Origin of the sequence: Paramicrobacterium humi, from assembly GCF_900105715.1 — a bacterium.
Taxonomy (GTDB): domain Bacteria; phylum Actinomycetota; class Actinomycetes; order Actinomycetales; family Microbacteriaceae; genus Paramicrobacterium; species Paramicrobacterium humi.
Window position 1 is genome coordinate 2,049,077 of sequence record NZ_FNRY01000001.1, and the last position, 23,211, is coordinate 2,072,287.

The following is a 23,211-nucleotide window of genomic DNA, read 5'->3' on the forward strand; positions in this document are numbered from 1 at the left end:
CCCCTATATTGGGGACCAAATTTCGCTAACTAATCGGTCGATCTTGCCGAAATCTTGAGCAAAACCTGACGACTCTGCCATAGCTTAGGGAATGCCTCAAAGGTCCCTAGCCAACGAGGTTGCGATGTACCCGACATCGCACTGAACCCGAAGATACGTCTCCGGACCGGGACGCATGGTCACCCGCCGTGCGTCCCGAATCGGCGGTGTGTCACCTGAAAGGCCCTACTTTCAGCATGCCCAAAGAACGCGTTCTCTCTGCGCGCCTTTCCCACGTGCTTGCGGTTGCCGCAGCCGCCGTGGCGCTGTCCCTAGCAGCGACCATGGCCGCTCCGGCTCCCGCAGCGCGGGCAGATGTCGCGTCTTCTGTCGCGTCTTTGATGGTCCCTGCCGCCGCGCTTCCGGCGGGGGCGGGTAACTATGACTGTTCATACGCGACATCAGGGACTGGAGCAGACCGAAGCTCCATCTGCTGGCTGAACCTCGCCTCGTTCAACGGCGGCAATCCGACCGTGACCGACCGGTGGACCAGCAACAAGATGACCCTCAAACTGTCGGACAACTACACCCTGTCGTTCACGATGAATGTCAATGGGAAGTCGGCACGAGTCGTGAAGTCGTCGCAGTATTGGGACGCCAGTTTCGACGTGCAGTCCTACAAGGGAATTGCTTCGTCTTCCGTCCTGTATCAGACGGCCCAAAACGGCATGACGCAGCTTCAACTCGACGGCATCACGCTTGCCGGACCAGGAAATGGCGTGCCGGCATTCTCTATGGTGATGGCCGACGCAGAATCGACGGACGGCGCCGAGTCGATCACTTTCAACGCAAACGCACAGTGGACTGCAGTGGGCTTGCGGCCGTCGAACTGCACGTACCCGCTCGGCTCGAATTTCACATGCAGCGGTCCGAAGCCGACTTCCGGAGCGCGAGCCGCCGTCGTACGCTCCGATTCGACGTTCGTGCAAGTACAAATGACGGGGTCCGGCCTCCAGGGCGTGGCGGTTGGCATCGTGCTTCCTGCTGATCCTGCGTCCTCCGTGCAGGCGACGGCGACATTCGCCGGGGGTGCGAGAGCGCTCGCCAACGATTCCGTTACTGTCAGTGCCGCGAGAAGCACGAGCGAGCGCGTTTCTGCGACGACCGGGAGCACCTCGAAAACCGCTACCACCGTCGTCTCGACAAGCAACTCAACAGCGCCCGCAACGTTCGTCGTGACTGCCGCGAACGGGTCGACGTCTCTCAGCAATTACGCGCTGGCTTGGACGTGCACTCGAAACGGTGCTTCTTTCCCTCCCAGCGGATCCGGCTCCGCGAGCATCGTCGTGGGCGTCGCCCCGGGCGACAAGGTGCTGTGCACTGTGCTCCTAACCGCCGGGACTCCTGCCCTCTCGATCGCTCAAACGGCGGACCGCAAAGAGGTGCCCGCGACAAACAGCACAGTCACTTACACGGTCACAGCCCAGAACGTCGGAACCGCCGAATACGCTGCAAACAAGCTTGCATACCTCGCCGTCGACCTGAGCTCTGTGACGGACGAGGCATCATTCATGCGCGCGACGGTCGCTGTCGACGGCGGTGCTCCTGTCTCGCTTACCTCTTCGTTTTCGAAGCTGACCTGGTCCGGTGCCCTTCCGAAGGGCAGCACGGTCGTCATCTCCTACACCGTCACCTACAACGGAACTAAGGATGAGGTGCTCACAAGCAGGGCATTCGCGACCAACACGGAGCTCGCCAAGTTCCCGGCAGAGTGCGTGTCCCCATCCTGCGCCTCAGTAGCGCTCTACCATCCGGAACTCACGGTAGTTAAGAAGGCCGGTGCGGACGAGGGCACGGCCAAAGTGGGCACAGTTGCTGATCCGGCGAGCTTCATCGGTGCCCAGCCGCTGAATTTCTTCTACATCGTCGAGAACACGGGAAGCGGCGCGCTGAGCAACATCGTCGTTACTGACGACAAGGGCGTGAAAATCACCTGTCCGCAAACAACGCTCGCACCGAAGGAATCAATGACATGCACCGGAACTTCAGATATGTCCGCCTTTTTTCCCCGAACCTCATGAGCTCCTTGACCGGAACTCGGTGACGAGTCCCACAACCCATATCCGCTCCCTCGCGGATCTCCCTACCGGCCATCCCTAGTGGCCACAACCCGAAAGTGAACCCGATGAACACCACAAAGAAAACCCGCAAGAACATCCTCACCGGTCTCGTGGCCGGAGCGGCCGGCATCGCCCTCCTAGCCGGCGGCACCACGTTTGCTCTTTGGACATCCAGTGCCGAGACGACAGCGGCGACCATCTCGGCCGGCCAGCTGTCTATCGTTGCAGGCGATCAGACCTGGACGGACGAAAGCCGCGACTCTACGAATGTCGGGCAGCCGATCAACTTGAACACGTTCAAGATGGTTCCCGGCGATGTGGTCAAGGGCTCCCAAACCTTTGATGTAAACGTCGAGGGAGACAACTTGAAGGCCCGCCTCGATGTCGATCTGAGCAAATCAAGTCTGAGTGGTGGCCTGTACGACAGCAAGACGATTGAGTACACGTACGAACTCAAGTACACGAACGCGCAGGGCAGCAGCACTGACGTTCCGCTCGGTACAGGCAACGAGTTCCAAGTGCCGAAGGGCGAAGGGACCCTTACCGGAACTATTGTCCTCACTTACCCGAAGGGCGTCGACGGTGACACCACCGGGATGGTGCAGACCTTCGCAATTGGAACGGTGGCATTCAACCTCACGCAGGTTCGCTAACACGTGCCGCCCCGGTCTCAACCGCTCGAACCTGAGGCCGGGGCGTGCCCCCACAACTCTTCGATCCGTCCACCACGAAAGCAGATGACAATGCGCCGCACCGCAAAGATCGGCATCACGGTCTCCGCGCTCGCCGTCGCAGCCGTCGCTGTCGCCGGTCCCGGCACTTTCGCCGAATGGTCGAGCGCTGCGAGCGTGAAGGAGACGACGATCACGACCGGCATCCAGACGTTCACCGTCAACGGCAGCGAGACGCCGGCGCTCACGATTCCGTCGGCGACGCTCGCCGCTGCGACATCGGACAAGCAGACCATCACCATCGACCTCAAGGGTGAGCAGCAGGGCCACCGCGGGTTGTACTACGCGCTCCCCAACATCGCCGTCACCGCTCAGGATGCCGGACTGGTCAATGCTCTGCAGGCGACCGTATACAGCGCCGATCCGAAAACCACGTGCGGCGCGACGGCCCCCAAGACTCCGCTCTACGCGGGCACGGCGGCGGGCCTCGCCGGGTTCTCGATCAAGCCCCTGCAGATCGTGAACTCGTCGCCGCACACGAGCACGGACCCGAAGAAGACGAGCGACACGGGCTCGGCGCGCTACTGCGTCACGCTCGCGCTTCCCGCGCACTACGGCGAGTACAGCAACACGGCGACGGCCACGGCGACGGGCGACGCGAAGACGCAGGACGGCAAGACGACGACCGTCCAGGTCACAGCCCATGACTCCTGGTACGGCCAGGCGGAACCGTCTGCGGCGGCGAAGAACGCCTCCATCACCTTCAACTTCACCGCGATCAGCGTGCGCCCGGGCGAGACCCCGAGCGGCGCGGCAGGAGGAACGAAATGACCAGTCAGGTGCACGGCGCCGCCGTCGCGGCATCCATCACTCGCATCATGGACGGCGGCAGCCTCAGCGAGCTGCACCCCGGCAAGGCGCAGCTCGAGCGCATCCGCGCCGAGCGAGAGCAGTCGGCCGAGACCGACGCGCACCACGGTTCGCTCGGCGGCGTCATCGCCCGCGGCCTCGGCCGTTCGCTGCTGCTCGCGCTCATGGTCGTCATCGTCGCCTCGGGCGTGCTGCCGCGCGTCATCGGCGCCGTGCCGCTCGCTGTGCTGTCCGGGTCGATGGTGCCGACGTTCAACCCGGGCGACCTCGTCGTGAGCAAGCCCGTCGCCGACCCCGCGGCGCTCGAGATCGGCGAGGTCATCACGTTCCAGCCCGTCAGCGGCGACCCCATGCTCATCACTCACCGCATCATCGGCTTCGAGTTCGGCAGCGACGGCACGCGCAACATCATCACGCAGGGCGACGCGAACTCGGCGTCCGACAAGGCGATCGTGCCCGACCAGGTGATGGGCAAGATGCTCTACACGGTGCCGTTCATGGGCTACGTGAGCAACTGGGTGACGGCGCTCAACCTCGCCTGGCTTCTGCCCATCGCGGGCGTCGCGCTCATCGTCGTGTGCATCGTGATGCTCACGCGCGCCCTTCGTCGCAGGGATCGTGAATGAGATTCCGGATGCTGCCGGCCGCGGCCCTCGCGGCGGCGACCGTGCTCACCGCCGCGGCGCCCGTCGCGGCGGCGGAGCAGAGCGCTGACGTCGTGCACGTTGACGTCGGTGGCACGGGTATCGACACGGCGACAGTGCCGGTCGACGGGCTCGTGAACGAGCGCGTCGTGCCTGGCGACGCTGGCGGCAGCAGCATCCGCGTCGTGAACACCGGCTCGCAGGCGGGCGTGCTCTCGGCCGAGGTCGCGAACGTTCGCTTCGTCGGCGACGCGGGTGACCCGTTCTTCGGTGCTCTACTCATCAACGGCACGCCGGCGAGCGAGCTCGGTGAGAAGCCGAGCCTCGCGCGAGACGTCGCGCTTCCGGTCGGCGGCGCGGCCACGATCGACCTCTCGTACCTCTTCCCGACCGAGGCGACGGTCGGGAACCACGGCGACCGCGCGCTCGGCGTGAGCTTCGACGTGCGCCTTGACGTGACCGCCGAGGCGGCGGCTTCGCCGGGGCTGAACGCGCCGGGCGACGCCGCACGAGGCGGCGGCTTCGGCGGCGCGCTGCCGTGGACGGGCGCGGAAGCGGCGCCGTGGCTCGGCGCGGGCGCAGCGCTGCTGGGCGGCGGCATCCTGCTTCTCCTTCTCGCGCGGCGCCGACGTCGCCGCGGGCCGAGCGAGGCCGTGCGCGAATGAGCACGCCGCGTCGCGGGGAGCCGACCGCCGAACCGCGAGAGCAGCCTCTCGCCGCCGCGTATTCTTGAACCATGTCGACGGACGTGACGGATTACCACGATGAAGTGTGGGCTCCGGGGAGCGCGCGCGTCGCCCTGATCTTCCAGCCGACGTTCGCCGTGCTGATCGCGCTCGTCTGCCTGTTCGCGGCGCTCGCCGACGTGAGCGTGCTGACCGACGCGGCGGCCCTGTCGGCGATCGTGCTCGTCGCGGCCGGACTCGTCGCGGCGCTCGTCGGCGAGCATCACGCGGGGCCGCGCTCCTGGCGGGCCGCACTGCCGATCGCGAACTTCATGGCCGTGATCCTGCTCGGCCTCGCCACGCGCGATGGCATGCAGGCGATCGGCATCCTCGCGGTGCTGCCCGCGTTCTGGCTCGCGCTGTTCCCCTCGGCCATCCTCACCGTCGTCGTCATCGTGCTCACACTCGGCCTCGTCGACCCCTCCGCGATCGGGGACCCGGCCAGTCGCGCGGTCGCCGTCCTCACGCCGCTCGTCGTGCTGCTCGTGGCGCTCACCGTCCGGCTGCTGCGCACGCGCATCACTCGCCTCGCCGACCGCGAGCAGGCGGCATCCGAACTCATCGATCGCATCATCGACACCGTCGACATCGGCATCGTCGCCGTTGACCGGCACGGCACCGAGGTTCTCGCGAACGCGACAGTGCGCAATCATCCGCTGCTCGCGCGCGACGGCGGCTCCGTCATCGATCTCGAGAAGCACGGACTGCTGTACGAGCAGGATCGGCACACGCCCGTTCCCGAGGGCGCCGGGCCCGTCGCTCGCGCGATGGGCGGTGAGGCGTTCTCGAACGTCGTCTACTGGGTGGGGCCGCCCGAAGCGCGCCAGCACGCGATCCTCGTGTCGGCGGACACTCTGCACGATCGCAACGGCGAGTTCAGCGGCGCGGTATTCGCGTTCGACGAAGTGACCGAGTACATCGAGACGCTGCGCGCGACCGACGACTTCGTCGGCACGGTGTCGCACGAGTTCCGCACGCCGCTCACGTCGATCGTCGGCTATCTCGAGCTCATTGGCGAAGTCAGTCCGCGGCCGAGCGCGGAGGTCACCCTGTACCTCGACGTTATCGGGCGCAACGTCGATCGCCTGCGCCGGCTCGTCGAGAACCTGCTCGAGGCCGGCGCCGAGCCGACCGAGTCACGTTTCGCGCCCGAGCCGCTCGACGAGATCGTCCGCGCGGCGTGCGAGCGTGCCGAGCAGTCGGCAGCCGCTCGCGGCATCCGCCTCGAGATCGACGCCGCGGACGCGCCGACGGTGAGAACGGATGCCGCCAAGCTGGGGCTCGCTCTCGACGCGCTCCTCGAGAACGCCGTCAAGTTCAGCGACGACGGCGAGAGCGTTCGCGTGACGGCGGCGGAGAGCGCGACGGGAGGCACGGTGACGATCGAGGACACCGGCATCGGCATCCCGCGCCGCGAGCAGCACATGCTCGGCACGCGCTTCTTCCGCGGCATCAACGCGCGCGACGGCGCCTTTCAGGGTACAGGCCTCGGCTTCGCCCGCGCCGACGAGCTCGTGCGCGGCGTGCGAGGCAGCCTCGTCGTGCGCTCCGCGGAGAACGCGGGCACGACGGTGACCCTCACGCTGCCGCGCGACTGAGCCGGGGCTACTCGGTTCGGGTCCGCTGCGAGAGGGCGCGCTTGAGCGCCGCCTCGACGTCGTCTCCCGCGCTCGCGGCGGCGACGTTCTCCTTGCCGACCGCGTCGACGATCTCGGCCCGCTGGATGCGCGTCTCGCGGGGCGCCTGCACGCCGATGCGCACGCTGTCGCCCTTCACGTCGAGAACGGTCAGTTCGACATCGTCCCCGATCAGCACGCGTTCGCCGATCCGCCTCGTCAACACCAGCACTCGCCCAGCCTAGCGGGATCGCGAGTTGCCTGCTCGGTGGTGTGCCGCATCGGGAGCAGCTGTTCGGCGAATGACCGTCTATCCAATGATGGTGTCGAATATTTGAGAAAGAGCAGACAGATTGCCCTCGTTCCGGGCGATATGCAGCTGGCTCATGTGGACCCGTTCCCAGTCCAGAGTATGGCCGGACTCGTTTAGCAGTTGAACGAAGAACTCTCGCTGGGACCGCCCATTTCCTTCCCGAAACGGGTGCGCAAAGTTGAGATAGTCGTAGAGGTACGCCGTCTCTCGAGGCAGGTCGATCGGCGGCACATCTCGGAGATGGTGGGTCTGGCGGATTCGTTCGGCGGCGTGGGCTACCGGTCGCTCGATCTCAAGAGGCGGCATAAACGATTCGCCTCCTCCCTTCGCGAGGCCAACGGTGCGCAATTCGCCTGCCCAAGGGTAGACGTCCTGAAAAGCTGACGATGAATCGCCTGCCACTGCTTCAGGTCGAAAGTGCGTGGAGTGAGAACGGGAAACTCTCGCAACTCGGCGAGGCGAAACTCCACGAAATCATTCTCAGCATTCTGCAATTCGTCTCTCGAAGTGAGCCCGAGGTTGTTTCGGAGAACCCGAGATTCGGCATCAAGAAAGTAGCCCGCCCAACGTGCGTCTGGATCGCCGCGCTCCCACGGCCGGGATTCGCTCAACCGATCCCATAGCGTTCGCGAACTCGCTGTCCGAGCTCTTCGATATTGATCTCTCCACGAACGTATGCATCTTGGTCGTGGCGTGTGGCAGCAGTGCTACGGGAGCCTTCGAGTTCGGAGGACCGACGTGCATCGCGAATGGCGTCTCGCCTGCGAGCAAGGTCCGACTTTGCATCCATGCTGACCACCCCTTTTACTCGATTACCAGTGTAATCGAGTCATCCGACAGGGTCTCGTCAGCACAAGCGGCCGCTCCGCCTACTGGGTGAAGTGCGCCTTCGCGTCGCGCAGGCTCGTGAAGCTCCAGCGCTCGAAGCCATGGCCGATGACGAGCACTTCGTAGTCGTCGCCGAAGCGCTCGATGAAGCCCAGCACGCTCGGCGCGTCCTGCTGCGAGAGACGCGTGTCGATGACGCGCCATTCGCGCTCGGAGATCGGGTCGAGAACGACCTCATCGGCGGTCGGAAGTCCGAGCGCCGTGGTGCTCTGCACCTGCACTGACGTTGTCATGACAACCCCCTATCAGCCCCTGGGGTCGGGCGCCCTCTCGCCCGACCCGTGATCGATGACGAGGCAGCCGCGCGCCCGAACCCCATATCGCCGCTGCCGGATCCGTCCTCGATCGTGAACTGAGCGTATTGTCGAAATCGCTCCGCGGGGAGTGCTTGACGAAACGCTCGGGCTCGCTTATAAGGCGCTACTCCCAGTGCCCATGCGCGTCGATCCACGTGTGCCACGGCGAGATCCGGTCCACGTGCACGATCGCGTCGAACGAGCGTCGCACGTCGGCGGGCTCGATGTATGGTCCGTTGCGCCTGCCCGAGGTCGCGTCAAGTGCCGCGGCGACCTCGGCCGGCGCGGAGCGCAGGTCGACGAAGAACGATCCGAGCTCGGCGTCCGCGAGAGCCGCGTCGAGACTCGCGGGGTCGGCGTCAGCGAGCTCTTCCGTGAACGGCGTGGAGTGTCCCTCGGGATCGTCGGGCCCTGGCCGATGCAGCCACGCCGTGCCGCCGCCGAACGTCGTGCCGATGACGAGCAAGTCGTCGCCGAGGCGATCGGCGAGGTGCTCGCCCATCGTGCTCATCGGCTGCGTGACGAACGGCGGCGCGAGGTAGGCGGTCTTCCGCACGTGCCCGTTCGCCGCGAACACGAGAACGCGCGGCTCGCGCTCGAGGATCCACTGCACTGTCTCGGCCATCGCCGCGTCGCGAATGTTCGCCGGCGACCACGTCCGGGTCGGCCCGTCCGCCATGGCCGCGAGGAACGCGTCGGCAGCGACGGCGACCTCGGCTGAGTGCAGCGCGATCTCCGTTCCCTCCGCGTCGATGACGGCGTAGTCGAGGCGCTTCGCGCGGATCCGCTGCGCGAGACCGGCGATGCCCGCCGTGATGGCGTTCCGCTCGGCCTCCGGAAGCGCGAGGTACGCGTGGATGGCGGGGGCGGCGCGCGCGAGACCGGACCGGTCGGCGGGCAGGTAGCCGAAGCGCGGCAGCAGTCGGTTCCGCACGGCGGCGGCGAACGAGGGATCCACTCGCTCCAGCACCTCGGTCGCGAGCCGGACGGCGGGAGCGGCGCTCGCGGCGGAGTCGGGCACGTCCATGCCGTAGTAGCGCACGGACCGCGCGCCGTTCGCCGCCTGTTCCCGCATCCACGCGGCCTGGTCGAGCGTCTCCTGGCACTTGCCGAAGTGATACGTGACGGCGTCGTTCAGGATGGAGCGAAGCCCCGCGCCGCCCGCCCCGATCCACGCGTCGAGCGCGAAGCCCTCGGGGAAGCCGCTCTCGAGAACGAGAGCGGTGAACCCCGCTCGGCGTGCGAGGAAGCGGAAGAGCCGGTTCCGCAGCGCGAGGAATTCGTGGCTGCGGTGCATCGACTCGCCGAGCGCCACGACGCGCGCGTGGCCCACGATCTCGAGCAGCGGCTCGAGATCCCGATCGTCCTCGGCATCCGGGTCGAGCGTCGCGAGCTGGTGCCCGTGGGCGCGCAGCCAGCGGGGCAGCGTGTTGTCGTCGGTCTCCGGCACAAAGCCAACGCTAGTCGCGGCGTCAGCGTCGAACAGCGACGTTTCGCTTCAGGCTGACGGCTCCCATGGCGCATGCGGCCCGCCCCAGCGCGTGCGCTGCGAGAGCCCGCCGTGGCGGGGAGCGACGTGCGCGAGGATCTTGCCCCAGCGTTCGGCGATCGTGAGGGCGCCGCCGCCGGGCACGCGCGCCGTGCGCGCGCGGGGGATGCGGCTGCGGTACCAGCGCCCGTCCGCCATCGACACGTCGGGGTGATCGTCGCCGTACACGAGAACGACCTCCGCTTGAATGCGCGAGAGCTCCTTCGCCCAGCGATGATCCGCCAGCATCCGACGGTCCTCCTCGAGACCTGCGGCGCCCTGCCGGCCGGCCTCGTCGAGCAGGCGATCGATGCGGTTGCCGAGTCCGGGCTTCGCGAGCGCGGGATCGTCCGGCCGGATGAACAGGGCATCGCGGTCGAACGGCAGCATCGTCCGCTCGTCGCGCACGATCGCCATGCGGCGCGGAGCAGCCGTGTTCACGACGGCGACCCGGTTGACGAGGTCGGGATGCCGCGCGGCGAGCGAGAGAGCGACCATTCCGCCCGTGCCCCAGCCGACGGCGCCCGCGGAGTCGAGCGCGTTCCCCTCGTCGGGGGGAACCGGCGGCCCCGTGCGGCGCAGGAACTCGGCGAGCTCGTCAGCGCGCTCCTCGACGGTCGGATCGTCGCCCTCTCGCGCCGGCGTCCCGCCGTAGCCGGGGCGGTCGAGCATCACGAGGCGCACGCCCCACGAGTCGGTGATGACGGGGTCGGGGTCGAACTGGCCGCCTCCCGGCGTCGGCAGGCACAGCACCACGAGCCGCTGCGCGAGCGGGTCTCCCGTCGCCGGCATGCTCATGGGCCGCCCTGATTCGAGAGTGAAGATGCGGTTGGCCATGGGCTCACGATACGTCGGTTGGCCGCTCGCGCGCAGGGGGTTGTCAGGAACCGCCCAGCCGCCCACGCGGCACGCCCAGGAGGCGAACCGTCTCCGGGCTCGCCGTGTGCTCCTCGCCCGTGACGAGCATCGCGTCGACGCCGACGACCCGGTCAACGAGGCCGACCCAGCGGGCGGTGTCCTCCGCCTTCCGGGTCGCGTCGACGACGACCCACACCTGATCCGGCTGCAGCGCCGCGATGCCGTGCAGCTCGTCCTCGCCCGCGAGAGCTCCGCCGAGCCCCCACGCGAGCGCGACGGGAGCGCTCGCCGACACGGCGTCGGCGCGCGCCAGGTACGCGGCTCGTCTGTCGTCGAGAGAGCGGATGCCGCGAGCCGCCGCTCGCCCGCCCGCCGCGAGCAGTCCGCGCGAGGTCCGCGCCGCCTCGAGGCTCGCATCGCCGATGCCGACGAAGACGATGAGGTCGCCGGGCGCGCTCAGGGGCGAGACCTCCGGCGTGGCGGCTTCCGGCAGCGCGCGATGCGCCGGGAAGCTCGGCAGGGCGGCATCCGTCACCCTCGTCGTCGCGAACGCGCTCGCGGGGGAGCCCGCGCCGCCACCGGTCGGAGTGCTCGCCGGTGCCACGACGGGCTCGGCGGTCTGCGCCGTGAGGCTGCGCATCACTTGCTCGAAGCTCTCGCCCGAGGTCGACACCTCGTACTCCGTCTCGTACTCGGCGGCACTCGACTCGGCCTGCTCGGCGTCGGCGATGAGCGCGGCGATGCCATGCTGCTGTGGGACCAGCGTCGGGCCGTCGGGCTCGTCGACCTCCACTGTCGCCTCGAAGCGGTGTCGGGCGAGAAAGCCGGCGATGCCGCCGACCGTGACCTTCTCGATGGAGACGATGCGGGCGCGCGGCCCGAGCTCGCGGCGGATCTGCTCGCGCAGCTGCTCGAGCGTCTCGCCGTCACGCTGAAAGCGTCTGGTTGTCACGCACCACCCCCACGGTGTCGATCGCGAGGCCCGACGCGGTCGCCTCGGTGTAGCTCAGCACGGGCAGCCCGTCCGCCTGCGCCGACACGAGCCGGCGCACCGCGGGCCGCAGGCTCGGCGCGCACACGAGCACGGGCTCGCCGAGCGCGGGGTCGATCTCGGCGACGGTGCGCCCCACCGATCCGATCACGGCTTCGATGCGGGTGGGGTCGAGAACGATCTGCGGCCCCTCGTCGGTGCCGCGCAGCCCCTCGAGCATCGCCTGCTCGAGCAGCGGGTCGATCATGATGACGCGCAGCCGGCCGTCCTCGGCGAAGCGCGCGGCGACGGCGGGACCGAGCGCGGCCCGCGCGGCCTCGATGAGCCCCTCGGCATCCGTCGACGCCTTCGCGCGTAGCGACAGCGCCTCGTAGATGCGGGCGAGGTCGTTGATCGGCACGCGCTCGGCGAGCAGCCCCTGCAGCACGCGCTGCACTTCCGCGAGCGAGAGCAGCGCGGGCGTGAGCTCGTCGACGGCGGAGGGGCTCACGTGCTTGAGCCCCTCGGTGAGCTGGCGCACGTCCTCACGGCTGAGCAGTCGGGCGGCGTTGGCCTGCACGATGCTCGACAGGTGCGTCACGACGACGCTCGCGCGGTCGATGACCGTCGCGCCCGTGAGCTCGGCGCTGTGCCGCATCTCGACGGGGATCCACTTGCCCTCGAGCCCGAACACGGGGTCCACGACGGAGGGTCCGGGCAGCGCGTCGAGCGCGTCGCCGAGCGCGAGCACGGCGCCGGACGGCGCGATGCCGCGACCCGCCTCGACGCCCGCGATGCGGATCGCGTACGTCGAGGTGGGCAGCTCGATGTTGTCGCGCGTGCGCACGGGCGGCACGACGAAGCCGAGCTCGAGGGCGATCTTGCGGCGAAGCGCGCGCACGCGCGCGAGCAGGTCGTCGGGGCCGCCCGAGACGAGGTCGACGAGGTTCGGCGCGAGCATGATCTCGAGCGAGTGCACGCGCATCTTCTCGATGAGCTCCTCCGAACCGTCGCCCGCGGGCGCGGGCGGCGCGAGCTCGACCTCGGCGGCACGCCGCTTCTCACTCGCCTTGATGCGCTGCGCGAGAAGCAGAAGCACGGCGCCGATCGCGACGAACGGGATCTTCGGCATCCCGGGGATGAGCGCCATGACGATCGCCGCGCTGCCCGCGATCGTGAGCGCCTGCCGCGACTGCAGCAGCTGCGTCGACGCGGCCTCGCCCATCTCGGTCTCCGCGTTCGACCGGGTCACGATCATGCCCGTCGAGACGGCCATGAGCAGCGCGGGGATCTGCGTGACGAGGCCGTCGCCGATCGTCAGGAGGCTGTACGTGCTGACGGCGTCCTCGATCGACATGCCGTGCTGCACCATGCCGATCGCGATGCCGCCGACGATGTTGATGATGATGATCACGATGCCCGCGATCGCGTCGCCCTTGACGAACTTCGAGGCGCCGTCCATCGCGCCGTAGAAGTCCGCCTCCGCCGCGACCTCCGCGCGGCGCGTGCGCGCCTCCGCGTCGGTGATGAGCCCCGCGTTGAGGTCCGCGTCGATCGCCATCTGCTTGCCGGGCATCGCGTCGAGAGTGAACCGCGCGCCGACCTCGGCGACGCGCTCGGCACCCTTCGTGACCACGACGAACTGGATGACGACGAGAATGAGGAACACGACCGCGCCGATGATGAGCGAGCCGCCGACGGCGATCGTGCCGAACGCCTCGATCACCTGGCCCGCGTACGCCTCGCCGAGAACGAGCCTCGTCGAGGCGACGTTGAGGCCGAGCCGGAACAGCGTCGCGACGAGCAGCAGCGACGGGAACACCGAGAAGTCGAGCGGCTTCTTCACGAACATCGTCGTCAAGAGGATCAGCAGCGCGAACATGATGTTCGTGATGATGAGCGTGTCGAGCAGCACGGGCGCGACGGGCACGACGAGCAGCATGATGATGCCCACAACCCCGATCGGCACGGCGAGCTTTCTCAGTGTCGCGTTCATGCGTTCCTCCTTGCGGGAAGCGAATGGATGCCGCGGGCGGCGCCGCGCTTCTTCAAAGCCATGACGAACACGAGCACCCGCGCGACGGCGTTGTACAGCTCGGCGGGGATCTCCTGGCCGAGCTGGCACGCCGCGTGGATCGCGCGCGCGAGCGGAATGTCCTTGACCATCGGCACACCGCCCTCTTCCGCTTTCTCGCGGATGCGCGCGGCGATGACGCCGGTGCCCTTCGCGACGACGCGCGGCGCGGCCTTGCCCGGCTCGTACTTGAGCGCGACGGCCACGTGGGTGGGGTTGACGAGCACGACGTCGGCGCCGGAGACCGCGGCGATCATGCGATTGCGGCTCATCGCGAGCTGCCGGGAGCGGCGCTGCTGCCGGATGAGCGGGTCGCCGTCGGAGTTCTTGTTCTCGTCCTTCAGTTCCTTCTTCGTCATGCGCGTGTGCTTGCGGTTGCGCTTCATGACGACGAAGAGGTCGACGACGGCGAGTCCGATGCCGACGGCGACCGCGACGCGCAGCATATTCGCGGTGCCGCCCGCAGCGGCATCCAGGAGCTGGCTCACCGAGTGCGCGCCGCTCGCCGTGAGCACGGGCATGAGCCCCGAGATCACAAGCCACAGGGCCCCGCCGATCGCCGCGGTCTTGAGGATCGCCTTCGCGCCCTCCCACAGCGCGCGCATGCCGAACACGCGCTTGACGCCGGCGACGACGTTGAACTGCTCGAAGCGGCCCGTCATCTTCTTGAGGTGCACGCCGCCCTGCGCGACGGCGCCGATGAGGATAGCGACGGCGACGACCGCGAGCAGCGGGCCGAGAACGTCCTGCATCGAGGCGAGCCCGCTGCCGAGCGCCGCGAGCGCCTTCTGCGGGTCGGGGTCGCTCGCGATCGCGGTGACCGTGAGCATCTGCTCGGTGCCCGCCTGAGCGCCGGCCGCGATCGCGACGGGCAGCATGACGCCGGCCGCCGCGACCCCTACCCACGCGGTGAGATCCTGGCTTCGGGAGAGCTGACCCTTCTGACGGGCCTCGCGCAGCCGCTTCTCGGTCGCCTTCTCTGTGCGTTCTCCGCTGTCCGACTCGGCCACTACCGCACCCCCCTCAGCAGCTGGGACGCGTCGCCCGTGAGCGCGTTCACGACGCCGGGCAGGGCGAGGTAGACGCTCGTGACGAGCAGGAGCGTGATGATGATCTTGAGCGGAAAGCCCATCGCGAACGCGTTGAGCGCCGGGGCGACGCGCGTGATGAGGCCGAGCCCCGCGTCGGCGAGGAACAGCACGATCACGAGCGGGCCCGCGATCTGCACGGCCGAGAGGAACATCTGCCCGACGGCGCGCACCATCATCTCGGCGGGCGCCGCGAGGGCGAACACGCCGTCGACGGGGATGACGCGGAAGCTGCCCACGATGCCCGCGATGATGAGCTGGTAGCCGCCCGAGGCGAACAGCAGCGCGAGGGCCGTCATCTGGAAAAGCCGCGTGAACTGGGCGCCGTTCACCATGGCCTGCGGGTCGAACGCCTGCGCGAGCTGGAAGCCGCCGAACACGTCGATGAGGTTTCCCGCGGCCTGCACGGCCGAGAAGCAGATGAGCACGAGGAAGCCGAGCAGCGCCCCCGTGACCACTTGCAGCACGAGGGAGCCGATGAACGCTCCCGTGTCGAGGTTCTGGTAGCCGGGTGCGACCGCCGATCCGACGGCGAGGGAGAGGCCGACGCCGAGCATCGCCTTCACGCGGGTGGGGATGCCGCCGTAGGAGAACGGCGGCGCGATCATGAGGAACGCGGTGATGCGCACGGCGGCCATCATCGTGGCCTCGAGCCAGGCGAAGTCGAGCGGAATGTTCACGTCAGCCGCCCGCGAGCAGTTGGGGGATGCGGGAGAACAGCTCGTTCGTGAACGCGATCATCTCGGCGATCATCCAATTGCCGGCGACGACGAGCGCGATCGCGACCGCGACGGCCTTCGGCACGAACGACAGCGTCACCTCCTGCACTTGCGTTATCGACTGCAGGAGCGAGATCGCGAACCCGACGACGAGCGCCGTGACGAGGATCGGCGCGCCGAGCTTCGCGGCGACGAGAAGGCCCTGCATGCCGATGTCGAGAACCGCTTCGGGACTCATCCGACACCTCCGTAGCTCTCCAGAAGCGACCGAATGATGAGCCCCCATCCGTCGACGAGGATGAACAGCAGGATCTTGAACGGCAGCGAGATCATCACGGGCGGCAGCATCATCATTCCCATCGACATGAGCGCCGCGGCGACGACGAGGTCGATGATGAGGAACGGCACGAAGATGACGAAGCCGATGATGAACGCCGCCCGCAGCTCGGAGATCATGAACGCGGGGATGAGCGTGTAGAGCGGGACGCTCGCGGCATCCGTCGGGTTGGCCTGGTCGGCGGCACGCGTCATGAGCGCGAGGTCCTCCTGCCGCGTGTACGCCAGCATCCAGTCCCGCAAGGGTCCCTGGCCGACGTCGACGGCCTGCCCGAACGTGATCGTTCCCTCGAGGTAGGGCTGCACGGCGATCGTGTTGATGTCGACGAGCACGGGCCACATGATGAACAGCGACAAGAACAGCGCGAGCCCCGCGAGCACCTGGTTCGGCGGGATCGACGGCAGCGAGAGCGCGTTGCGGCTCATCGCGAGCACGACGAAGATCTTCGTGAAGCTCGACATCATGAGCAGCAGCGCGGGCGCGACCGACAGCAGCGTGATGCCGATGAGCGTCACGATCGACGCGGACGGGGTGCCGTTGACGCCGTTGATCTCCACCGTGACGCCCTCGCCGGGCGCGTCGGTCGGCGCGACGGGCGGGGTCGGGTCGAGCGGGTCCGCGTGCCCGACGGTCGCGGTGACGGCGACGAGCACGCCGGCGAGCACGAGCCCCGCGGCGACGAGTGCGGCGAGGTGGGCGAGGCGGTGCTTCAGCGTGGGGGCTGTGCTGTTCATCGGCCGTGCCGGATGACCTCGGCCGTCTGCCGCCAGGTCTCCGGCGACAGGATGGAGCCCGCGAGGGGCGAGCTCTTCGCGGCCCGCGCGTGGTTGCGGGGCCGGCGCAGCGGCTCGACGCTGTCCACGGGAACGGCCGTGTCGGTTCCGGATGCCGCGAGCACGCGGTCGAACTCGGTCACCGTGCCCTCGGCCTCCCGCTGTGCGCGAGGCTCGACGGCGGTCGGCCGCGGGCGCGCGGCGGCGCTCGAGTCGATGAGGGAGACGCCCTTCTCGGTGACGCCGAGCACGTAGCGGGTGTCGTCGACCTGCACGACGACGAGCTGCGCCTTCTGCCCGAGGCCCTGCCGGCCGAGCACCGTGATGGCCTCGCTCTTCTTCGCCCGGCCCCTGCCGCGGCTGAGCTTTCGCTGCAGATACCAGAGCACGCCGAGCACCGCCGCGAGCGACACGATCACGCGCAGGGTGAGCAGCAGCCCGTCCATGGTCAGCCTTCGGTGTTCTCGAGAATCCGCGTGATGCGCACGGCGTAGTCCTGGTCGACGACGACGACCTCGCCGTGCGCGATGAGTCGGCCGTTGAGCTTGATGTCGGCGGGGGCGCCGGCCGATCGGTCGAGCTCGACGATGCGGCCCGGCTCGAGGCCGAGCACGTCGCGCACGGCCATGCGCGTGTGCCCGATCTCGACGGTGAGGTCCATCTCGACGCCCGCGATGCGATGCAGGTTGCCGGGCGCCGCGCTCGCGCCGGCGGTGCGCGTGATGCGCACGGCGAGCCGGCCGATCGTGTTGCCGGCGGCATCCTGCAGGTCGAACGCCTGCGTCGCCGGGTCGGCGAACAGGCTCGCGGCGTCGCCGTGCGTCGCCTCGCCGAGCACTCCAGCGCCGAGCACGCTCACGGCGGCGTCGATAGCCTCGTGCAAGCGGTCGGCGAGCGGCGCGCCCGGCAGTCCGTCGATGAGCGCGGCGGCGTCGATGAGCTGCACGGCCAGGTCGGCGCTCGCGTCTCCCACGTACGAGACGAGCACGGCGTCGGCGGTGTCACCCGTGCCCGACGAGGCCCGCGCCGTCACGGGCGAGGCGGTGGGCAGGGTCGCGGCGAACGTCGCGGCGACGGCTGACTCTTGAGTGGTGGTGCTGATCACGCGGACTCCTCGGAGGGGGTGGGGCCGGTCACGACGCACGCGAGGCGCGCGCCGGCCGTGCCGACGGCTGCGGTGGCGACGACGTGGTCGCCGGTGACGAGGTCGAGGGGACGGTCGTGCGCGTGGCGCAGCCGGATCACGTCGCCGACGGCGAGGTGCAGCACCTGCCGCGGCGTGACGGCGACGGGCGTGAGCCGCAGCGACAGCTCGACGGGCGTCTCGCCCACCTGGCGGCGCATGAGCTCGGGCGCGTTGTCGACGGGCGCCGTCGGGTTGACCGTCGTCAGCCGCGGCAGCACGAGCTCCGAGGCGATCATGACGCTCGCGGGCGACACGAGGTCGCCCACGCGGATCGCGAAGCGCGCGACGATGACGAGATCTCCGGATGCCGCGGCCTGCGCGAACTGCGAGTTGTACTGCATCGCCGACACCGTGATCCCGTCGGGAAGCAGCTCGCCGAACGAGTAGTCGAGGTCTTCGAGCGCGTCGGTCATGAGCCGCCGAACGAGCGCTTGCTCGATGGGCGTGAACGTCCGCTCATCGACGACGTCGACGGGGCGGCCGCCGAGCATCTGCACGATCCACGACAGCGCCGCCGAGAGCGGGAACTGCACGACGGCCTTGTGGTCGGTGCCCGGGAACGTGCAGATCACCATCGCCGTCGTCGGGGGAAGCGAGGCCGCGTACTCGTCGTACGTCTGCATCGACAGCTGCTCGCTCGTGACGTGCGAACGCACCCGGATCTTCGCGGTCAGCTGCGTCGCCCACTGCCGGGCGAACGTCTCGAACGCCAGCTCGAGCACGCGAGAGTGCTCGCGCGCGAGCGTCGCGGGCCGGCCGAAGTCGTACACTTCGACGGATGCCGCGGCGGGCGCGGCTGCGCCGCTGTGTTCCTGGACCGTCACGCCCGTGACTATCGGACGGCGGGCACGCCAGGTAAGCCGTGCCGCTTCGGGTCGGCGGGCACGGCGGCTTGGGGAAGGGTCAGGATGCCGGGGCGGCTCCCGTGATCTGGGGGATGAGGTTGCGCACGTCCTCGCTCGCGCCGGAGAGCACGACGATGTCGACGCGTCGGTTGAGCGCGAGATCGGCGTCGGAGGTGCCCTTCGCGACCGGTCGCGTGGAGCCGTAGCCGACCGACTTCACGCGGCTGCCGGGCACCTTGCCCTGCTCGACGAGGTGGCGCAGCACTTCGGTCGCGCGACCCGACGAGAGCTCCCAGTTCGTGGGGAACGGCGCGACAGAGCGACGGTAGTCGGCGTGCCCCTCGACGGACAGTTCGTTCGGCACGCTCTTCAGGATGCCGCCGAGCGTGTCGAGCACGGAGACGGCCTTCGCGCTCAGCACCGTGCTGTTGGTCGTGAAGAACGTCTCGCCTCCGACGAGGCGGATGTTGAGGCCGCGCGAGTCGATTGTGAACGTCACGGTGTCCTGCAGCCCCCGGTCGACGAGGGCGCCCTGCAGCCGGTCCCGCAGATCGGTGAGATCCTGCACCTCGGCCCGAGCGAGCACCGTGTTGGCGTCGGCGACGAAGCCCTCGCCGTCCTCGTGCACGAGCTCCTTCGGCACGATGACGCCCTGCGAGACGTCGGTGACGTCGCTCACCGTCTGCCCGAACCCTGTCGCGAGCGAGGAGCGCAGCGCATAGAACTTCTCCTGGTCGACCGTCGACATGGCGAAGAGCACGATGAACATGCACATGAGCACGGTCACCATGTCGAGGTACGACGCCATCCAGCGCTCGTCCGGGTGCACGTCGTCGGCCGCGGGGACGCGGCGTTTCGGGCGCAGGCTCATGTCACGCCGCCTGTCGTGCGGGAGCTTCGCGCTCGGCCGACTTGCCCTTCTTCGCCGAAGCGGGCTTCTCGGCGACGAGGGCGCGCAGGCGCTCGCCGACGAGGCGCGGCTGGCTGCCGGCTTGCACGGCGAGCAGGCCCTCCATCTGCACGGTCATGCGCTCGATGTCGAGCTCGCCGAGGCGCGCGAGGCGCGTGCCGATCGGCAGCCAGATGAAGTTCGCCGACAGTAGGCCCCACAGCGTCGCGACGAACGCCGTAGCGATCATGGGGCCGAGCTTCTCGGGGCTCGAGAGCTGCTCGAGCACGTGCGTGAGCGAGACGACGGTTCCGATGATTCCGATCGTGGGGGCGAAGCCGCCCATCATCGAGTAGAAGCGGGACGCGGTGCGGTTGCGGCCAGCTGTCGTGGCGATCTCGTCTTCGAGCAGGATGCGCAGCTCCTCGGCATCCGTCCCGTCCGCGATGTTCTGCAGCGCGCTCTTGACGAACGGGTCACTCGCCTCGGCGGCGTCCTGCTCGAGCGAGAGCAGTCCCTCGCGGCGGGCCTTCTCGGCGTAGCCCACGACGGACTCGATCGTGGAGTTCAGCGATGCGGACTTGCCGCGGAACGCCTTGGGCAGCGCCTTCGCGGCGAGGACGGCGTCCTTGATCGTGGCGCTCGCGATGCCGACCGCGATGGTGGCTCCGAACACGAGAACCATGGGCGCGGGAAGCAGAAGCGCCGAGACGTGGGCGCCCTCGAGCGTGATCATCGCGAGGAGCGAGCCGAACGCGATGACCAGGCCGATGATGAATGCGGGATCCATTACTCGCCGCCTTCCACGGCTGGCTCGTCGAGCGGTGGGACGAGGCCGAGGGTGGCCGGACGCGCCGGAGACTCCGGATACGCGGTCGCTGCGGCGAGGACGCGGGCACGGAACGCGGTGATCTGGGCGATGACATCGGCCATGGTCTCGGTCACCACGTACTTGGCGCCGTCCACCATGATCAGCGTGGTGTCGGGTGACGCGTGAATCCGCTCGATCAAGTCGGGATTCACCGCGAATTGGCTGCCGTTCAGCCGAGTGACAACAATCATCCGGTCCATCCTTGGAAGTGCATTCGGGCCCGTCCTGGGCCGTCACACGTCACTGTCGGCGTTCGTGGCGTGTCGGTAAGTCGGGGGACGTCGAAAACGCGGTATGGGGTCGCGGATGCTGCGAGCTGCGGGCAAATCGTGGCGCGTCAGCCGGCGTGGGCTTACACTCCCCGGTATGAAGGATGCGGCGGGTATCCGATTCGTGGAGCACGGCGTCGGACGCCCTGTGATCGTGCTGCACGGCGCGGGCGTCGATCACCGTGAGACGGAGGCGTGCTTCGAGGCCGCTTTCGCGGACAGCACCGGGTGGCGGCGCATCTATCCGGATCTTCCAGGCATGGGCCGGACGCCGGCGCCGGCGGAGCTGGAGAGTGCCGAGGGCGTGGTGGAGCTGCTGCGCGAGTTCGCTCGCACCGTGAGTGGCAATGTGCCGTATCTTCTCGTCGGTCACTCAGCCGGCGCGTACTTCGCGCGCGCGATGGCCGCGAGAGAGGGCTCGCGGATCGCGGGTCTCGCGCTCGTGTGCCCGCTGCTGACTGATATGCGCGAGGTGCCGGATCATCGTGCGGTCGTTGGCGGCGGAGATATCGGTGACGAGGGCTTTCGAAGCTACTTCGTGATTCAGACTCCCGAGATGCTTGACCGGTACGAGCGTTACGTCGCGCCCGCTGCCGCGCTCGTCGACGGCGAAGCGCTTGAGCGAATCGGCGAGCGGTGGGAGATCGCCGACACGGATGGCCCGACATTTGCGGGACCGACGCTCGTGGTCGCCGGCCGGCTCGACTCGACCGTCGGGTACGCGGCGGCCGTCGACCTCGTGAATGTCTATCCGCATGCGAGTGTCGCCGTCATCGATGACGCTGGGCATGCTCTGCCGCACGAGCAGCCGGAATTGCTTCACGCTCTCGTGGCCGAGTGGCTTGCGCGCGGCGAACGTGCTTGACGATGCGTGGAGCCGTCTGTTTCTGACGGGTCCGGGGGCTTCGGCTCTTTCGATCGCTTTCTCGGTCGTGGCGCTTCTTGGGTGGGCTGTTTTTGTGCGCGCTTAACGCCACTATGGTGTCGGGTTCGTGCTTTGACGAAGCCGGTTGCCGATCGCCGTGTGGCTGCGATGGTTCAGGTCACCGCAGTCGGGCGTCGGTGCGCTTGATTGATGGGCGCCTGCCCGCGATCGTTGGCTTTAGAAGAGTGGCTTGTCCGGGTAGTCCTTCCCGTCGGTCGCGTCAGCGTCGTCGGTTTTGGTGTCGGTGAACCACGACTCGTCATCGGGATTCGGTTCGTCGGCGAATCCATCGTGCTCGCCTTCCTCGTCGCCGAGGTCGGGCTCGGGCATCTCGGTCTCGTCGCATTCGTCGAGGGCCTGGAATCCGACATTGGTGGAGCGTCGGATGCGGTACTTCTGTCCGAGGGGTGAGGTCCAGATGATGGTCCCGTCGTCGCCGCGTTCGACTTGCCAGGTGCTCGAATGTTTCAGTACGTGGTGGCGTCTGCACAGCGGGTTCAGGTTCTCGAGGTCGGTGGTGCCGCCGTCTTGCCAGGCGAGGATGTGGTCCACATCACATTGCCGTGCGGGTCGGTTGCAGCCGGGGAAGCCGCAGACCTTGTCTCTGACTTCGATGGTCTTTCGCAGGTCGGCGGGGACGGCGTAGCGGTCTCTGCCGACGGAGAGGACGGCTCCGGTTTCGGGGTGGGTGAGCAGCCTTGTGAAGCTTGGGGCTTGGGCGGCGAGCCGGCGGGCGGTGTCGGGGTTGATCGGCCCGTACCCGTCGAGTTCTGCCGGTTCCTCACTGTGCCCGAGGAGGGTCATCACCGGGACGGTGACATGCACCGTCGGCCGGATCGCCCCGGTTCGCCCGGCGAAGAGCGGCTGCCCGTCGCCGGCACCCTCACCGCTGTCGCGACCGGTGGTAGCTCCAGTTGTGAGCCCGTTCATGGTGGCGTCGGTGAGAACGTCGGCGGTGAGTTGCCCGATGGTGCGCTGATCGCCGGTTTTGCGCAGGCTCTTGGCGGTGGTGTGGCAGGCGTTATAAATGCTCTGGGTTACCTCGACGGGGGCGTAGAGGGCGAGCCAGCCCATTCCGTCCGGGGCGTTCCAGTGCTCCACCCGCCGATCTGAAGCTGCCGCCTCGTGGCGTTGCAGGCTGGTTTCCGGGTGCAGGCTCTCGCGCAGGGCGAGGGCCTTGTTCTTGAACTGCGGCGGCGTGGAGGTTTTCGCCAGCGTGAGGGCGACCTGCTCGAATGCCGCCCGATCCTGTGTGGAGAGCCCGGTGGCCTGGTCGATGAGCGTGCGGGCGTGCTGGTACGTGATCACCCCCTCACCGAGTGCTTCTAGGGTGGCGGGGAGTTCCGTGGTGAGGGTTTCGGCGGTGCCGAGCATCGAGGTGATCATCGGCTGCGACAACCGCATCTTCGCCGCCAGTTCCCCGGCGAGGGCGGAACGCACAACCTCCTGCGTCTTCGTCGTGTCCGTGTCGGAGGCGACGAACAGGTCACGGTTCGCCGTCGCATGGTCCAGAAGATCCGCGAGCATCATCGACACCTGCGCCTGCACCACGGCGAGAAGCTGATACTGCTCAGAGATATCTTCGACCATCACCGCCAGTTTCCCGATCCGGGAGTCGCGGCTTCCGGGTGGGTGTTTATCGTCATCGTTGAGGATTACCATGGGTCTACTCTGCCAGCACCCACCGACATTCACTCGAACACAACTACGAAACTGGATAAGTCAGAGTGCACGGGACCTGTGGAGGAGAAATCGAC

The 23,211-nt window shown here is 68.2% G+C and carries 26 protein-coding genes; 7 read left to right on the forward strand and 19 right to left on the reverse strand.

What is annotated here, in order from left to right:
* Positions 1-236 precede the first annotated feature (236 nt).
* The 6 genes from BLV49_RS10155 to BLV49_RS10180 all read left to right on the forward strand — a co-directional run bounded on the left by BLV49_RS10155 (position 237) and on the right by BLV49_RS10180 (position 6,607).
* A complete protein-coding gene (locus BLV49_RS10155; RefSeq protein ID WP_143034027.1) occupies positions 237-2,060 on the forward strand; it encodes a CshA/CshB family fibrillar adhesin-related protein in 1,824 nt (607 codons plus the stop codon).
* A 104-nt stretch (positions 2,061-2,164) separates the two neighbouring features.
* Positions 2,165-2,752 carry an alternate-type signal peptide domain-containing protein gene (locus BLV49_RS10160; protein WP_091183521.1) on the forward strand — a complete coding sequence of 196 codons (588 nt, stop codon included), beginning with the start codon at positions 2,165-2,167 and terminating at the stop codon, positions 2,750-2,752.
* Positions 2,753-2,842: 90 nt separating this feature from the next.
* Positions 2,843-3,601 carry a hypothetical protein gene (locus BLV49_RS10165; protein ID WP_143034028.1) on the forward strand — a complete coding sequence of 253 codons (759 nt, stop codon included), beginning with the start codon at positions 2,843-2,845 and terminating at the stop codon, positions 3,599-3,601.
* A complete protein-coding gene (locus BLV49_RS10170; RefSeq protein ID WP_091183529.1) occupies positions 3,598-4,266 on the forward strand; it encodes a signal peptidase I in 669 nt (222 codons plus the stop codon). Before BLV49_RS10165 ends, BLV49_RS10170 begins: the two co-directional genes overlap by 4 nt.
* Entirely contained in the window at positions 4,263-4,949 is a 687-nt protein-coding gene (locus tag BLV49_RS10175; protein ID WP_143034029.1) for a hypothetical protein, read from the forward strand. Before BLV49_RS10170 ends, BLV49_RS10175 begins: the two co-directional genes overlap by 4 nt.
* 71 nt (positions 4,950-5,020) lie before the next feature.
* On the forward strand, positions 5,021-6,607 hold the full coding sequence (locus BLV49_RS10180; protein WP_091183539.1) for a sensor histidine kinase: 1,587 nt from the start codon (positions 5,021-5,023) through the stop codon (positions 6,605-6,607).
* A 7-nt stretch (positions 6,608-6,614) separates the two neighbouring features.
* Here BLV49_RS10180 and csrA read toward each other — a convergent pair whose 3' ends face one another.
* From csrA to BLV49_RS10270, 18 genes are all read right to left on the reverse strand, one after another.
* Positions 6,615-6,857, reverse strand: coding sequence for a carbon storage regulator CsrA (gene csrA, locus BLV49_RS10185; protein WP_091183542.1), 243 nt, complete (start codon positions 6,855-6,857; stop codon positions 6,615-6,617).
* Positions 6,858-6,935: 78 nt separating this feature from the next.
* A complete protein-coding gene (locus BLV49_RS10190; RefSeq protein ID WP_218132619.1) occupies positions 6,936-7,340 on the reverse strand; it encodes a Fic/DOC family protein in 405 nt (134 codons plus the stop codon).
* Positions 7,341-7,545: 205 nt separating this feature from the next.
* A complete protein-coding gene (locus BLV49_RS17430) occupies positions 7,546-7,728 on the reverse strand; it encodes an antitoxin VbhA family protein (RefSeq protein ID WP_091187182.1) in 183 nt (60 codons plus the stop codon).
* A 79-nt stretch (positions 7,729-7,807) separates the two neighbouring features.
* Positions 7,808-8,059, reverse strand: coding sequence for a hypothetical protein (locus tag BLV49_RS10200; RefSeq protein ID WP_091183544.1), 252 nt, complete (start codon positions 8,057-8,059; stop codon positions 7,808-7,810).
* A 187-nt stretch (positions 8,060-8,246) separates the two neighbouring features.
* On the reverse strand, positions 8,247-9,572 hold the full coding sequence (locus tag BLV49_RS10205; RefSeq protein ID WP_218132620.1) for an erythromycin esterase family protein: 1,326 nt from the start codon (positions 9,570-9,572) through the stop codon (positions 8,247-8,249).
* A 48-nt stretch (positions 9,573-9,620) separates the two neighbouring features.
* Positions 9,621-10,487 (reverse strand): alpha/beta fold hydrolase, encoded by an 867-nt coding sequence (locus BLV49_RS10210; RefSeq protein ID WP_143034030.1) that lies wholly within the window; start codon positions 10,485-10,487, stop codon positions 9,621-9,623.
* A gap of 43 nt (positions 10,488-10,530) precedes the next feature.
* Positions 10,531-11,460: a hypothetical protein gene (locus BLV49_RS10215; RefSeq protein WP_091183550.1), complete on the reverse strand. Its 930-nt coding sequence runs from the start codon at positions 11,458-11,460 to the stop codon at positions 10,531-10,533.
* Positions 11,435-13,474: a flagellar biosynthesis protein FlhA gene (locus tag BLV49_RS10220; RefSeq protein ID WP_091183552.1), complete on the reverse strand. Its 2,040-nt coding sequence runs from the start codon at positions 13,472-13,474 to the stop codon at positions 11,435-11,437. Before BLV49_RS10220 ends, BLV49_RS10215 begins: the two co-directional genes overlap by 26 nt.
* Entirely contained in the window at positions 13,471-14,562 is a 1,092-nt protein-coding gene (locus BLV49_RS10225) for an EscU/YscU/HrcU family type III secretion system export apparatus switch protein (protein ID WP_091183555.1), read from the reverse strand. The genes BLV49_RS10220 and BLV49_RS10225 overlap by 4 nt, the downstream gene beginning before the upstream one ends.
* Positions 14,562-15,320 carry a flagellar biosynthetic protein FliR gene (locus tag BLV49_RS10230; protein ID WP_091183557.1) on the reverse strand — a complete coding sequence of 253 codons (759 nt, stop codon included), beginning with the start codon at positions 15,318-15,320 and terminating at the stop codon, positions 14,562-14,564. Before BLV49_RS10230 ends, BLV49_RS10225 begins: the two co-directional genes overlap by 1 nt.
* Before the next feature lies 1 nt (position 15,321).
* Complete coding sequence (gene fliQ / locus BLV49_RS10235) at positions 15,322-15,597, reverse strand: flagellar biosynthesis protein FliQ (RefSeq protein ID WP_091183562.1); 276 nt, start codon at positions 15,595-15,597, stop codon at positions 15,322-15,324.
* Positions 15,594-16,430 (reverse strand): flagellar type III secretion system pore protein FliP, encoded by an 837-nt coding sequence (gene fliP / locus BLV49_RS10240; protein ID WP_091183566.1) that lies wholly within the window; start codon positions 16,428-16,430, stop codon positions 15,594-15,596. Before fliP ends, fliQ begins: the two co-directional genes overlap by 4 nt.
* Positions 16,427-16,915 carry a flagellar biosynthetic protein FliO gene (gene fliO / locus BLV49_RS10245; protein ID WP_176980811.1) on the reverse strand — a complete coding sequence of 163 codons (489 nt, stop codon included), beginning with the start codon at positions 16,913-16,915 and terminating at the stop codon, positions 16,427-16,429. The genes fliP and fliO overlap by 4 nt, the downstream gene beginning before the upstream one ends.
* Before the next feature lie 2 nt (positions 16,916-16,917).
* A complete protein-coding gene (gene fliN, locus BLV49_RS10250) occupies positions 16,918-17,574 on the reverse strand; it encodes a flagellar motor switch protein FliN (RefSeq protein WP_091183570.1) in 657 nt (218 codons plus the stop codon).
* Positions 17,571-18,479 (reverse strand): flagellar motor switch protein FliM, encoded by a 909-nt coding sequence (locus BLV49_RS10255; RefSeq protein WP_176980812.1) that lies wholly within the window; start codon positions 18,477-18,479, stop codon positions 17,571-17,573. Before BLV49_RS10255 ends, fliN begins: the two co-directional genes overlap by 4 nt.
* 79 nt (positions 18,480-18,558) lie before the next feature.
* Positions 18,559-19,371: an OmpA/MotB family protein gene (locus BLV49_RS10260; RefSeq protein WP_091183573.1), complete on the reverse strand. Its 813-nt coding sequence runs from the start codon at positions 19,369-19,371 to the stop codon at positions 18,559-18,561.
* A gap of 1 nt (position 19,372) precedes the next feature.
* Complete coding sequence (locus BLV49_RS10265; RefSeq protein WP_091183576.1) at positions 19,373-20,179, reverse strand: motility protein A; 807 nt, start codon at positions 20,177-20,179, stop codon at positions 19,373-19,375.
* Complete coding sequence (locus tag BLV49_RS10270) at positions 20,179-20,451, reverse strand: flagellar FlbD family protein (RefSeq protein ID WP_091183579.1); 273 nt, start codon at positions 20,449-20,451, stop codon at positions 20,179-20,181. The genes BLV49_RS10265 and BLV49_RS10270 overlap by 1 nt, the downstream gene beginning before the upstream one ends.
* Before the next feature lie 175 nt (positions 20,452-20,626).
* Here BLV49_RS10270 and BLV49_RS10275 point away from each other — a divergent pair, with 175 nt between their 5' ends.
* Positions 20,627-21,394, forward strand: a complete 768-nt coding sequence (locus BLV49_RS10275; protein ID WP_091183582.1) for an alpha/beta fold hydrolase — start codon at positions 20,627-20,629, stop codon at positions 21,392-21,394.
* Positions 21,395-21,631: 237 nt separating this feature from the next.
* Here BLV49_RS10275 and BLV49_RS10280 read toward each other — a convergent pair whose 3' ends face one another.
* Entirely contained in the window at positions 21,632-23,044 is a 1,413-nt protein-coding gene (locus BLV49_RS10280) for an HNH endonuclease signature motif containing protein (RefSeq protein ID WP_218132621.1), read from the reverse strand.
* Positions 23,045-23,211: the final 167 nt, after the last annotated feature.